This is a genomic window from Bacillus cereus group sp. BfR-BA-01350 (genome assembly GCF_022663775.1).
Classification (GTDB): domain Bacteria; phylum Bacillota; class Bacilli; order Bacillales; family Bacillaceae_G; genus Bacillus_A; species Bacillus_A paranthracis.
Genome location: NZ_JAKUGD010000006.1, coordinates 173,651 through 187,123 on the forward strand (window position 1 = coordinate 173,651; position 13,473 = coordinate 187,123).

Below are 13,473 nucleotides of genomic sequence, written 5' to 3' on the forward strand. Positions count from 1 at the left end.
CTTCCCTACCGTAAAAAAATAACAACCTACTTGTAAATAGGTTGTTACCGTTACATAGAAAATTATAAAGTCTATGTTTTAAATTGTCGAAGACAAAGTCTTATTCAGTTACTTTATCTTCACTTGGTACGTAGCTTAACGCTTCCATATCGATTTCTTCTAATGCTTTACCTACACATTTATGAGAAACTGGTTTTTCTACAACACAGTTATTAGCAAGTTGCATTTCGCGCGCACGTTTTGCAGCCACTGTTACAAGTGTATATTTAGAATCGATTTTTGTTAATAATGAATCAATTGATGGATTTAACATAATTATAGACCCTCCGTCATTTCTTTATAATATTTTGCTACTCTTTCGCGGCGGCAATGTTCGCCAACCACAATTGCTTTAATTCTTTCACAAGCTAGTTCAACTTGGTCGTTTTCTACAACGTAGTCGTAAGCGTCCATCATATCAATTTCTTCTTTCGCTACCGTTAAACGATTTTCAATAACATCTTCAGTTTCTGTACCACGACCGACAATTCGGTTCTTTAGTTCAGATAAACTTGGAGGTGCTAAGAAAATAAATACACCTTCTGGGAAAGCTTTCTTAACTTGAATTGCTCCTTGCACTTCAATTTCTAAGAATACATCTTTTCCTTCTTGTAATGTTTTTTCAACATAGTCAATTGGTGTTCCGTAATAATTACCTACGAACTCAGCCCACTCAAGTAATTTTTCATTACGAATCATTTCCTCAAATTCTTCTCTCTCTTTAAAGAAATAATCCACACCATCCACTTCACCTTCACGTGGCTTACGTGTCGTTACTGAAATGGAGTACTGAAAACGTGTATCCTCATGACTAAACAGCTCTTTTCGAACCGTTCCTTTACCAACCCCAGAAGGTCCTGAAAGAACGATGAGCAATCCTCTTCTACTTCTCATAAATATGTAAAACCTACCCTTCCTCACTTAACTCTTCTTTATTATTCAAACGATGTGCAATCGTCTCTGGCTGAATTGGACTTAATACAACATGCCCATCATCCATAACAATAACCGCCCTTGTTTTTCTCCCATACGTAGCATCAAGCAAAGCATTATGTTCGCGTGCTTCCTGTACTGTTCGTTTAATAGGAGCTGACTCCGGACTTACAATAGCAATAATTCGATGAGCAGATACAATATTTCCGTATCCAATATTTAAAAACCGCATGGCCATAGTTTGCGCCTCCTAGTAAGTCTATCCGATTTCTCCACCACGTATAACTTTATATATTTTTTGAAAGCTACTCAATATTTTGTACTTGTTCACGAATTTTTTCAAGGTTATTTTTCATTTCTACAACATATTTTGAAATTGTTAAGTCATTTGCCTTAGAACCAATCGTATTAATTTCTCTATGCATCTCTTGCACGATGAAATCCATTTTCCTTCCAACAGGCTCTTCAATCTGCAGTGTTTCACGGAATTGTTCTAAATGACTTTGCAAACGAACTAACTCTTCGTGAATATCACAACGCTCAGCAAAGATTGCAACTTCTGTTAGCAATCTTTGTTCATCTAGATCTTGATTATGTAATTCCTTTAAGCGATTTTCTAATCGTTCACGATATTTTTGTGTAACAATTGGTGCATGCGGAATAATAGCATTTACACAATTATGAATCTCTTGTAAGCGATACGCTATATCTTTATGTAATCGTTCTCCTTCGCCATCTCTCATCGTTTTTAACATATGAGCAGCTTGGCGAACAGCCTCATATAAACTGTTCTCAAATTGTTCATTTACGTTTTCTACCTCTTCAATCGCTGTTACTTCTGGCATTGCCATTAATTGCTCGAGTGTAATAGAATCTTGTAATTGAAATTTTCCTTTTATATCTTCCATAATTGATTGGTACTGCTCAAGAAGCGACCAATTCACACTTAATTTTCTTTCAACAAGCCCTTCACCCGCTATACTAATAGACACTTCAATACGTCCACGGCGAACTTGCTGTGCAATTATTTTACGAATTTTGTCTTCAAATACCGTCATTTGCTTCGGTAGTCGAATACTCATCTCTAGAAAACGGTGGTTCACCGATTTCATTTCTACTGTAATTTGAAAAGTATCACTCTCTACTTTCGACCTTCCAAATCCTGTCATACTACAAATCATTTTTTATCACATCCAAGCCATGAAATAACTCAATGAAAAAGGTAATAGAGACAAGGCTCTACTACCTTCTGTAAATTATATCACATTTTCATATCATTGACTATTTCAAGTTTAATCCCTTCTTATATAATATTGGTTTTTCCTTCTTCCCCTTTTTCCCTGTTAATAAAGAGCCTACTAATAAGAAGGTCGGAATTGACGATAAACCTCCAATTAACAACCAATCTCTCGCTTGTATTGGCATCGTGCTAAAAATCGGTTGTAACGGTGGATAATATATAACGACTAGCATGAGTAGTAATGAAATGATAACCGCTCCTACTAAATACACATTTCCAAACGGATTGCGGTGGAAAACAGAATGCTCACTTCGGCAATCAAATACATGAATCAGCTGAGCAAGTACCAATGTTGCAAACGCTACAGTTTGTGCATATTTCAGTTCATTTGGATGTTGATTATACGCAATAATAAATGCTACTAGCGTCACTGCCCCAATTAGAAAGCCACGACTTATAATTTTCCAGGCAAGCCCTCTAGCAAATACCCCTTCTTTCGGATGACGCGGCGTTCTCTTCATCACGTCTCCCTCGGCCTTATCCAAACCTAACGCCATCGCCGGTAAACCGTCAGTAACTAAATTCACCCATAAAATTTGAATTGGAACCATCGGCAGCGGTAGTGCAAGTAACATGGCAAATAACATGACCAAAATTTCTCCAACGTTCGATGCTAATAAATAACGAATAAACTTACGTATGTTCTCGTATATATTTCTACCTTCTTTAATTGCTGATTTTATCGTAGCGAAATTATCGTCCAGCAATACGAGAGATGAAGCTTCTTTTGCAACATCTGTCCCTGTAATTCCCATCGCTATCCCAATATCCGCAGTTTTTATAGCCGGAGCATCGTTTACTCCATCACCTGTCATCGCCACTATATGCCCTTTATTTTGCAACGCCTTAACAATTTTTAATTTATGTTCTGGTGATACACGAGCAAATACATACGTATCTTCTACAACATTTTCTAATTCTTCTACATCCATAGTTGCGAGTTCTACCCCTTCAACAACGCGTCCACCTGGTGGTAAAATGCTTAATTGTTCTGCAATCGCCATTGCAGTCACTTTATGATCACCTGTAATCATCACTGTTCGAATACCAGCTTCTCTGCACTCTTTTACTGCCTGCTCTACTTCTGGTCTTGGCGGATCAATCATTCCTTGTATTCCAACTAACATAAAATCTTTTTCAACGTCTCTTTCATGTTCAATTGAGTCTGTTACTTTTAAAGGCTTAAAAGCAACTGCAATTGTTCGAAGTGCTTGACTACCTAAGCTATGAATAGCCGCCTGTACTTCTTTTCTATACAACTCACTTAATGGTTGCTGCTTATCCCCCCATAAAATCGTTTGACTCATTTGCAGTAGGACATCTGGTGCTCCCTTCGTAACGACAAACTTTTTCCCCTCTCGATCTCGTACAATAACACTCATCATTTTTCGAGTTGAATCAAACGGAAATTCACGAATAATTTCAAATTTCCCTTTCAGCGCCTCACGCGTTATCCCCGCTTTCATTGCTGCAGCTACAAGCGCCCCCTCAGTTGGATCTCCATCTAATACATACGCCTTTTTCTTTTGAATAATATTTGCGTTATTACATAGCGAACCAAATGTAAGTAGTTGATAAAGTGATTTCGTCTTAGCTGGATTAATTTCTTTTTCACCTTTCATAAAAGAGCCATTAGGTTCATACCCTTGGCCTGTCACTTTCCATAATTCTCCACCTGACCACATATGTGTTACCATCATTTTGTTTTGCGTCATCGTTCCTGTTTTATCAGAGCATATGACAGAAGCACAGCCTAACGTTTCTACTGCTGGTAACTTCCTTACAATTGCTCTCTTTTTTATCATACGCTGTACACCAAGCGATAAAGCTACTGTAACGATTGCTGGTAACCCTTCTGGAATAGCAGCAACAGCTAGCGACACGCCAGCTAAAAACATATGATATACTTCATTCCCTTGATACACACCAGCTAACACGACAAGCGCTGTCAAAATAAGAGCCACAATAATTAATATTTTTCCAAGTTGCTCTAATCTTCTTTGCAATGGTGTTTCCATTTGCTCTGCATTTTGCAACATATTTGCAATTTGCCCCATCGCTGTATTCATACCCGTTGCTACAACGACTCCTGTTCCAGACCCTCGTGTAATCATCGTACCCATAAAAGCCATATTTTTTTGATCACCAATTGAAACATCTTGCCCTTGCAACGCTTCTACTTTCTTCTGCACTGGAACTGACTCTCCTGTTAAAGCTGATTCTTCAATATATAAACTCGACGCCTCAACAAGACGTACATCAGCTCCAATACGATCGCCACTAGAAAATTTAATAACATCACCTAAAACGAGTGCTTTAGACGGTGCCTTTACCCACTTTCCATTTCGCAGTACAGTTACTTGTGGGGCGGCTAGCTCTTTTAAAGCTTCCAAGGACTTTTCAGCCTTTCTTTCTTGAAAAAATCCGAGAATACCATTGATAATAACAATTGCCACAATCGCAATAGAATCAATGTATTCCCCTAAAAAAGCCGAAACGATTGTTGCACCAAACAAAACAAGCACCATAAAATCTTTAAATTGCGCCAAAAATACCATTAGTGCAGAAGGCCTTTTTGCTTCATCTAGTTCATTTGTACCAAATTTTTTTATTCGCCCTTCTGCTTCTTTCTCTGTAAGTCCAACCTTCACATTCGTATTCGTTCTTTCTTCCACTTCATGTGCACGCATTCCATACCAGTTCATCCTGCTATCGACCTCCTGATTCCAGACATACTCTATTGAAAGCTTATTCAGCCTCGTCCAAAAAAATGCTATAATTAACTTTTAGTTAGAAAGGAGTGTTCATTTATGGCATTCGATGGATTATTTACAAGAGCGATTACACATGAAATTGCAAATTCTCTTTACACGGGAAGAATTTCAAAAATATATCAACCTTCAAAATACGAGATTTTATTACATATTCGAGCAAACGGAAAAAATCAAAAACTGATTCTTTCCGCTCATCCGACATATGCACGTTTACACTTAACAAATCAAAATTATGATTCACCTGCACTTCCGCCAATGTTCTGTATGCTTCTTCGTAAGCATTTAGAAGGTGGATTCATTGAAAAAATTGAACAAATTGATTTAGAGCGTATTATTCAAATTACCGTTCGTAGCAGAAATGAAATTGGTGATGAATCGCTAAAAACATTAGTAATTGAAATTATGGGACGACATAGTAACATCATTTTAGTAGACACAAAAACAAACAATATTTTAGATAGCTTAAAACACGTTTCCTTAGCAGTAAACCGACATCGAACTGTATACGCTGGAGCTGAATACATTGCACCACCAGCACAACATAAAATTAACCCACTTCAGATCGAAACAAATGATGAATTTATTAGACCGTTAGACTTTCTATCTGGAAACATGGATAAACAGCTAGTCGGAACCTTTACCGGAATATCACCGTTATTCGCAAAAGAAGTAGTGAAAAAAGCAGGTATGGTAAATGAAAAAGCATTAGCTGACGCATTTTTCTCCATACAAAAACCATTATTAACTCATACATATTCACCAACAATGACTACTTCAAATGGGAAAGAATTCTTTTATCTTTTCCCTCTTGCGCACTTAGCTGGAGAAGACAAGACATTCTCATCTGTTAGTGAATTGCTAGACCGTTTCTTTTTTGGAAAAGCAGAGCGTGACCGTGTAAAACAACAAGCTCATGATTTAGAGCGCTTTATGCAAAACGAAAAAAATAAAAATGAGAAAAAACTCATTAAACTAGAAAAAACATTACAAGATGCTGGAAAAGCAGATAAATATCAACTATTTGGAGAACTACTTACAGCCAATATGTACGCTTTGAAAAAAGGCGATAAAGATATTGAAGTCGTTAACTATTATGATGAAAATGGTGGAACTGTAAAGATCGCATTAGATCCTTTAAAAACGCCATCTGAAAATGCACAACGCTATTTCCAAAAGTACCAAAAAGCGAAAAATTCCGTTGTTGTTGTAGAAGAACAAATTGAAAAAACAAAGGAAGAAATTCTTTATTTTGATAGCTTACTTCAACAAATGGAAGCTGCTTCTTCAAAAGATATTGAAGAAATTCGTGAGGAATTAGCTGAAGAAGGTTATATGCGCAATCGTAAAACGAAAAACGGAAAGAAAAAGCCTACTAAACCAGTATTAGATAAATATGTAGCAAGTGATGGCACAGAGATTTTCGTCGGTAAAAACAATAAACAAAATGATTATTTAACAACGAAATTTGCCCGTCGTGATGAAATTTGGTTACATACGAAAGACATACCTGGCTCTCACGTTGTCATTCGTTCTTTAGAACCGGCTGAAGAAACTTTACTAGAAGCTGCAAAAATTGCTGCCTATTACAGTAAAGCAAAAGAATCTAGCTCTGTACCCGTTGATTTCACAAAAATACGCCATGTAAAAAAACCGAGTGGTGCAAAACTTGGTTTTGTTACGTACGACAATCAGCAAACCGTATATGTTACACCGGATGCTGATACTGTAATGAAATTAAAAGCTTAAATATAAAAATGCGTTGCTCATAAGCAACGCATTTTTATATTCGTTCCAACTAGTTCATATACCCATTCACTAATTCATAACATCTTTCTTTTGTCATCTTGTATTTCTCCTCTGAAGCATCTATACGTCTCATCGTCCCGTTATTTGTATCAGTACCAATTGCTTTAACCTTACTTTCCTTTTCTTTAACCCACGCAATTTGTTTCGTTTTTAATGACTGAAATGCATCAGGGGACATCGTATTTTTTAATATACTGTAAATTTCATTTAGTTTATTATCCCACAGTTCATAATTTCCTTCTATTTCATTTACTATGTCATTTGTTGACATGACATTTGTATGTTTTTCTTGGTTTTCTAGAGCCGCTAACTCATTTAAAACTTTAGTTTTACCTACTGCTGACGAAGTTTCTTTTTTAGTCTGCTTCTCTTCTTTAGAAATAGCATGCGTACTCATGCTATTTTCCTTAATGTTTTCGTGTTCTTGACTATTATTTTCTTTCGTTTCTTTTTCCTGCTTTTGCTCATCTAAATCATATGTAATAACCGATGTTTTTGCATCTACAGCAATTAATCTAGCATTTTCTTTAAAAATATATTTTTTGTCACCACTGTTCTCCTCTTTAACAAAATCGAAATTCTTAAAGCCTCGAATTTTCAGAAACTCACTAGCTTCTTCCTTCGTAAGTTTTAAGTCTCTCGGTGTATGCGATGACCATTTATCCATTAACCATTTTCCATCTTTATAAACGAAAATAAATTCCCATATCTCTGCTTCATTTCCCATATCATTTGAAGGTATAATCGTTTCAATCGTTAAATTTTTATCTTTCTGTGTATACGTTAATCTCATTTCTGGTTCAATATTAATAGGGAATGGCAACATATCTGTCTCTCTAGATCTATTAAATGTTTCAAGCGAATTAGGAAGCTGGTTCTCTACAAATTTTTCTGTAACTAATCCCTTAACTCCTTTTTTTGCTGTCGCCAAATCTCCAGGATTATTTCGACTCCATCCATTTTCTTTTTCCATCTCACTAAATGCATTTGCTATTGCATCTACACTCTTTCTTACAATCTTTTTCGCTTCTTTTTCTGTCACTTCTGGGGCTTCATCAAGCTGTTCAATCGTTTCATTTGCTTGAACTTTGATTTCACTTTTTTCACACCCTGTTACAACTAGCATGCTAGCAGCAAAGCAAAATGACATGACTTTACTTAATTTCTTCATATACTCACATTCCTTATTCCTATTTATTCGTTACGCACCTTTATCTACAAGAAAACATAACGACCTCTTATTATACCAATTATCACCATTTATTTATACAAAAAATATAATATTAGAATTGAAAGATTATAATATGCAAGTTTACATTACTGTATAAATTTTTGACATCCTCATTTTATATTTGTCTAGTTTTTTTGACACAAAACTCCCTCTTCTCTTTTATTGTCAATAAGTATATTGGCACAATTTTTGCTTTATTAAATATAAAAAGGAGGCATTAAAATGAATATAAGAATAACTAATATCCAAAAACAACTACATAAGTACAGAATTGACGGGTTACTTATTACAAAAAAAGAAAACCGCCAATATGCAACAGGCTTTACAGGTAGTGCTGGCGCCGTCTTAATCTCTGCCGATCAAGCTGTTTTTATAACAGATTTCCGCTATGTAGATCAAGCAAAATCACAAATAAAAGATGCTGAAATTATTATGCATAAAGGAAATTTAGAGGAAGAAGTTGCAAATCAAGTATCAAAATTAAACATTCAAAAACTCGGAATTGAAGAAAACAACATGACATTGCAACAATATAAAAACTTGCAAAAGTACGTACAGGCGGAAATGATTCAAGTGTGCGAAATTATCGAAAATATTCGTATCATTAAAGACACGCCTGAAATAGAAAGAATGAAAATTGCAGCTAATATTGCGGACGAAGCATTTCACCACATTCTTACGTTTCTAAAACCAGGAATAAGTGAAAATACTGTACGAGATGAATTAGAATTTTTCATGCGAAAAAAAGGTGCTACATCTTCATCATTTCAAATTATTGTAGCTTCTGGTGTTCGTTCTTCCCTTCCACATGGAGTTGCATCAAATAAAATAATTGAACGAGGCGACATCGTTACATTAGATTTCGGTGCACTTTACGACGGATATTGTTCCGATATAACACGTACTGTAGTAATCGGGGAACCATCAGAAGAATTCAAAAAGATATACAATATTGTACTTGAAGCATTAAAACGCGGGACTGAAGCAATTAAGCCTGGAGAAACTGCGAAACGTATCGATGATATAACGAGAAACTACATTACTGAGCATGGATACGGTCAATATTTTGGACATTCTACTGGTCATGGTCTTGGATTAGAAATTCATGAACCTCTCCGCCTATCCCAAGAAAGTAAGGCTACTTTAGAAGAGGGTATGGTCGTTACAGTTGAACCAGGTATTTACATACCAAACTGGGGCGGTTGTAGAATTGAAGATGATATTGTCATTACAAAAGACGGATATGAAGTTATTACAAAATCAAATAGAGAACTAATTGTAATCCCTTTTTAATATTTCGAAATTTCCAACAGGATTTTTTCTCTGCACATAGAATTCCTTCTCTGGAGTATTCGTTTCAAGAGGGGAAATTGTAATTGAACTTTGTAATAGATAAAATCGATAGTTTACATCCTGAATTTTCCAAACTTGTTTCCATGATGAATTATGCTCGCTATACAACAATGCAAGGGATGGAAGATTTAACAATGGAAGAACTTGATTATTTATATAATGAGGAAGCAAATTCAATCGGCATGCTATTATATCACATGGCTGCTGTTGAATTTTACTACCAGATTCATACTTTTGAAGACCGTGAACCAACGGAGGCCGAACTAGAAAGATGGTTACCTGGCCTCGAGTTAGAAGCTCATGGACGCGAGAAAATAAAAGGAAACTCTATAGAATTTTATATTGATACATTACAAGAAGTACGTTCCAAAACGAGTGAAACATTCCAATCGTTACCTGATGAATGGCTGTTTAAAACGACAGACTTTTGGTATGACAAACAAGCAAATAACTATTTTAAATGGTTTCACGTATTTGAAGATGAGATCAACCATCGCGGACAAATTCGTTTAATTAAAAAGATGCAAAAAGCTCATTCAATAAAATGAGAAAATGCCACCAAATAAGGTGGCATTTTCTATTCGTTAGCGAATAACTTTTCATTTACTTTTTTAGCGACTAGCGCTACCACTATTAAAATGCATATTAAATATAGCAATTTCGCAAAAAATAACCACCCTTGAAACATTACAATTCCATCTATTATTTCATTTCCCTTCAGTAACAAAAATGGAATCGTGCTAATTATAATAACAAACTCGATACTGAAAACAATTTTCTTTTTTCGGGTATATGCTTTCCATTCTTTCCAGCGATACATAGGTGCAAAAATTAATACTCCTATACATAATATAGCTGGTATCCATTCACTTTTAAGAAATTGCCCTGAAATAACTGATAATAGTAAACAAACGAGTACACCATAATATCCTATTTTTTCTCTCATTCGTACTCCCCCATTCTACCTCTCCTTTAATATGTAACTTGCTATGTTTATGACAATTCTTAGAAAAACAACAACGACAATTACAAAATAAAGACCTTTTGCAGAAGACATCCACTCTTGAAAAATAGACATTTTCTCCATTTGTTTCTGCCCTTCTATTAAAATAAATCCTACAAAAATTGAGCAAACAACAATGATACCTATCATAATTCCGATGCTTTTCTTACTATATTGTTTCATATCATCCCAGTTATATAACAGTACAAAAACAAATCCGAAAACAGGTATAATACTGATCCATTCATTGTTTGTAAACAGGTTTAAAATAATTAATAGACTACAAGATATGATAAATCCCCAAAATTCAATTTTTTTTGCGCATAAACCCGCCCCAAATTCCATTTTTAGGATTAATTGTATTGTAACATCCATTTATCATTCTTACCATTACAGTACATGAAATTTCACTCTTTCTTTTTCCTATACTCACATACTTACCCTACTTTCATACAATAAACTACACGAATGCCTAAAGGATGTGAATGTTATGGGAGTTGAATTAACGCTATTACACGCTCTCTATGTTATTTGTTTACTCACCATTATTACCTTTTTTATTTTCCGAAAGGATACGACGATTATTTGTATCGTTTTCATCTTTTTATTAGCATTAACTGCTACAAGTTCTATCCCTCTTGCCGTTAGCGGCATTTTTCAAAGTTTTATTTACGCTATTACTGAGCTATTACCAACTATATTAATCATTTCCATTATCGTATCCATGAGCAATTTACTCGTTCATACCGGCATAAATGATACAATGATTTCACCATTTACAAAGATGATTCGTACCCCTACCCTCGCCTACTGGATTATCGGTCTTTTGATGATGACAATTTCTTTCTTCTTTTGGCCTTCTCCAGCTGTTGCCTTAATGGGAGCTATTTTATTACCGGTTGCTGTACGTGTCGGCCTTCCGCCAATTGGAGTGGCAATTGCTATGAACTTATTCGGTCATGGGATTGCTTTATCCGGCGACTTCGTTATACAAGGCGCACCAAAATTAACCGCAGACGCTGCTGGTCTTCCTGTTTCTAGCGTTGTTTCTGCAAGTGTTCCACTCGTTATCGTTATGGGCATTGTGACAACTTCCGTCGCTTTTTTCTTCTTACGAAAAGAATTTCATACAGGCTTATCTATACAAGAGTCTATTTCATCAACTGCGTCTTCTAAAACGCTCACTTCATTATCTCCTCGGACAAAAAAATGGCTCGCTATTTGTATTCCGATCGTATATGCCATCGATATCCTCTGCATGATTCAATTTAAACTACAAGGAAGCAATGCAACGGCACTTATCGGCGGGACGACTGTTATTATGATTATCATCATTTCTCTCATCGCCTATAAAGGCAATGGACTGAATAAAACGACCGATTATTTTATAGAAGGTCTCCAATTTGGATTTAAAATTTTCGGACCAGTTATTCCAATCGCTGCACTCTTTTATTTAGGAGATAGCGGCTTTGTGAAAATTATCGGGGACTATTTACCGAAAGGTTCACACGGAATCATTAACGACCTAGGAATCGCCTTATCTCAAACTGTTCCTTTAAATCAATATGTATCAGCTGGAACTTTAACTATCGTTGGTGTTATAACAGGATTAGATGGATCTGGCTTTTCCGGTATATCGCTTGCTGGTTCCATTGCAAATCTTTTCGGCACAGCACTTGGTCATGGAACAGCTACATTAACAGCTCTCGGACAAATTGCAGCTATATGGACCGGGGGTGGGACGTTAATTCCTTGGGCACTTATTCCTGCCGCTGCGATTTGTAAAGTCGATCCATTTGAACTTGCACGCCGAAATTTTTTACCAGTTATGATTGGCTTAATTATCACCACGATCGTTGCGATGTTTATTTTATAACGTAAGCAAGTGTTCTCTTGCTTACGTTTTTTATTGTAAAATTCATCATGAATTACTGACTTTCAAAAGGTATTCATTATTACTTAGCGAAATTATATTAAGAGAGTATTTAGTTTAAAACGTTTACGAGAAACGGATTACTGCAATTAGAAAAGGGGACATACCTATGAATGAATTGATTTTCGTCTTATTAATTTGTCCATTATTTATCTTTATCGTATCTGTTATTGGAACACGCAAAACGAAAACGTATTACGTAATGCCGATTGTAACGTTTGCTAGTTTTTTAATAATAGGTGTTATCGCCTTTACTCCAAAATTTTTCTTTTGGGTTGGCATGTACAGCATCTTCTCGTTTATCGTTTCTTATATGACGCTATTGTTTGTGAGAGGATATGAGGTTGTGGAAAACGTTAAATAGTTATTAGCTAGGAGATTGTCATATGATTTTCTTTGATATTGATGGAACTTTACTTGATTATGAGGCTGCTGAAAGAAATGGTATTATAGATTTTTTTCAAATATATAATACTATTTTTTCAGGCAATGAATTAGAGGCAACGAAAGTCTGGCATGAATTATCAGAAGAATATTTCAACAAATTTTTATCCAGGGAATTATCTTTTCAAGAACAACAAGTAATGCGAATGTATCATTTATTTAAAACATATGGAGTAAACCTATCACCTGAAGAATCTCAGAATAGATTCAATCAATATATAGAGCTATATAAGAACAGCTGGACCCTGTTTGAAGATGTACTCTATACATTACAAAGTTTACAGCAAAAAGGACACTCATTAGGTATCATTAGTAATGGTGAATATGAACAACAAATCGAAAAATTAACAGCCTTAAACATTCTACAGTATTTCAAATATATTTTTACTTCTAGTGAAATTGGGGTATCAAAACCAGACCCTGAAATGTTTCACAAGGTCGTATTACAATTGAATCTTGAAATGAAAGATTGCTATTATATTGGCGATCGATTAGAGACTGATGCAATTAGTAGTACAGCAGCTGGAATGCAAGGGGTATGGTTAAATCGGGATAACTCGCAACTCAAATGTGATGTTCCTACTATCTGTTCGTTACATGAAATTATAACAATGATATAAAAAGACGACCGCGTTCCCCCGCAGTCGTCTTTTTTCG

The 13,473-nt window shown here is 35.5% G+C and carries 14 protein-coding genes; 6 read left to right on the forward strand and 8 right to left on the reverse strand.

Features of this window, described 5'->3' with window-relative positions; translation table 11 throughout:
• Positions 1–100: 100 nt before the first annotated feature.
• The 5 genes from rpoZ to MR147_RS15590 all read right to left on the reverse strand — a co-directional run bounded on the left by rpoZ (position 101) and on the right by MR147_RS15590 (position 4,977).
• A complete protein-coding gene (gene rpoZ, locus MR147_RS15570; RefSeq protein ID WP_000933970.1) occupies positions 101–313 on the reverse strand; it encodes a DNA-directed RNA polymerase subunit omega in 213 nt (70 codons plus the stop codon).
• 2 nt (positions 314–315) lie between these two features.
• Complete coding sequence (gmk, locus tag MR147_RS15575; protein WP_001257738.1) at positions 316–933, reverse strand: guanylate kinase; 618 nt, start codon at positions 931–933, stop codon at positions 316–318.
• A gap of 13 nt (positions 934–946) precedes the next feature.
• Complete coding sequence (gene remA / locus MR147_RS15580) at positions 947–1,210, reverse strand: extracellular matrix/biofilm regulator RemA (RefSeq protein WP_001251458.1); 264 nt, start codon at positions 1,208–1,210, stop codon at positions 947–949.
• Positions 1,211–1,277: 67 nt separating this feature from the next.
• Positions 1,278–2,153: a YicC/YloC family endoribonuclease gene (locus MR147_RS15585; protein ID WP_000564125.1), complete on the reverse strand. Its 876-nt coding sequence runs from the start codon at positions 2,151–2,153 to the stop codon at positions 1,278–1,280.
• Between the two features lie 100 nt (positions 2,154–2,253).
• Positions 2,254–4,977 (reverse strand): calcium-translocating P-type ATPase, SERCA-type, encoded by a 2,724-nt coding sequence (locus tag MR147_RS15590; RefSeq protein ID WP_001104746.1) that lies wholly within the window; start codon positions 4,975–4,977, stop codon positions 2,254–2,256.
• A 105-nt stretch (positions 4,978–5,082) separates the two neighbouring features.
• Between MR147_RS15590 and MR147_RS15595 the strand changes: the two genes are divergently transcribed.
• Positions 5,083–6,792 (forward strand): Rqc2 family fibronectin-binding protein, encoded by a 1,710-nt coding sequence (locus MR147_RS15595; protein ID WP_000863254.1) that lies wholly within the window; start codon positions 5,083–5,085, stop codon positions 6,790–6,792.
• 49 nt (positions 6,793–6,841) lie between these two features.
• On the opposite strand, the gene MR147_RS15600 is transcribed toward MR147_RS15595, so the two are convergent.
• Positions 6,842–8,023 (reverse strand): lysozyme inhibitor LprI family protein, encoded by a 1,182-nt coding sequence (locus MR147_RS15600; protein WP_242304506.1) that lies wholly within the window; start codon positions 8,021–8,023, stop codon positions 6,842–6,844.
• Between the two features lie 282 nt (positions 8,024–8,305).
• Here MR147_RS15600 and MR147_RS15605 point away from each other — a divergent pair, with 282 nt between their 5' ends.
• Both MR147_RS15605 and MR147_RS15610 read left to right on the forward strand, forming a co-directional pair.
• A complete protein-coding gene (locus MR147_RS15605; protein WP_074606264.1) occupies positions 8,306–9,376 on the forward strand; it encodes a M24 family metallopeptidase in 1,071 nt (356 codons plus the stop codon).
• Between the two features lie 83 nt (positions 9,377–9,459).
• Positions 9,460–9,984, forward strand: coding sequence for a DinB family protein (locus MR147_RS15610; protein ID WP_242304508.1), 525 nt, complete (start codon positions 9,460–9,462; stop codon positions 9,982–9,984).
• A 29-nt stretch (positions 9,985–10,013) separates the two neighbouring features.
• Here MR147_RS15610 and MR147_RS15615 read toward each other — a convergent pair whose 3' ends face one another.
• Both MR147_RS15615 and MR147_RS15620 read right to left on the reverse strand, forming a co-directional pair.
• Positions 10,014–10,382 (reverse strand): YoqO family protein, encoded by a 369-nt coding sequence (locus MR147_RS15615; RefSeq protein ID WP_001208255.1) that lies wholly within the window; start codon positions 10,380–10,382, stop codon positions 10,014–10,016.
• Positions 10,383–10,397: 15 nt separating this feature from the next.
• Positions 10,398–10,814: a YoqO family protein gene (locus tag MR147_RS15620; RefSeq protein WP_242304510.1), complete on the reverse strand. Its 417-nt coding sequence runs from the start codon at positions 10,812–10,814 to the stop codon at positions 10,398–10,400.
• A 115-nt stretch (positions 10,815–10,929) separates the two neighbouring features.
• Here MR147_RS15620 and MR147_RS15625 point away from each other — a divergent pair, with 115 nt between their 5' ends.
• The 3 genes from MR147_RS15625 to MR147_RS15635 all read left to right on the forward strand — a co-directional run bounded on the left by MR147_RS15625 (position 10,930) and on the right by MR147_RS15635 (position 13,436).
• The gene (locus MR147_RS15625; RefSeq protein ID WP_242304512.1) at positions 10,930–12,315 is read left to right on the forward strand and encodes a hypothetical protein; all 1,386 of its coding nucleotides are present in this window, start codon (positions 10,930–10,932) and stop codon (positions 12,313–12,315) included.
• 166 nt (positions 12,316–12,481) lie between these two features.
• Entirely contained in the window at positions 12,482–12,736 is a 255-nt protein-coding gene (locus MR147_RS15630; protein WP_001003918.1) for a YbeF family protein, read from the forward strand.
• Between the two features lie 22 nt (positions 12,737–12,758).
• Positions 12,759–13,436, forward strand: coding sequence for an HAD family hydrolase (locus tag MR147_RS15635; protein ID WP_242304514.1), 678 nt, complete (start codon positions 12,759–12,761; stop codon positions 13,434–13,436).
• The last annotated feature ends 37 nt before the right edge of the window (positions 13,437–13,473 follow it).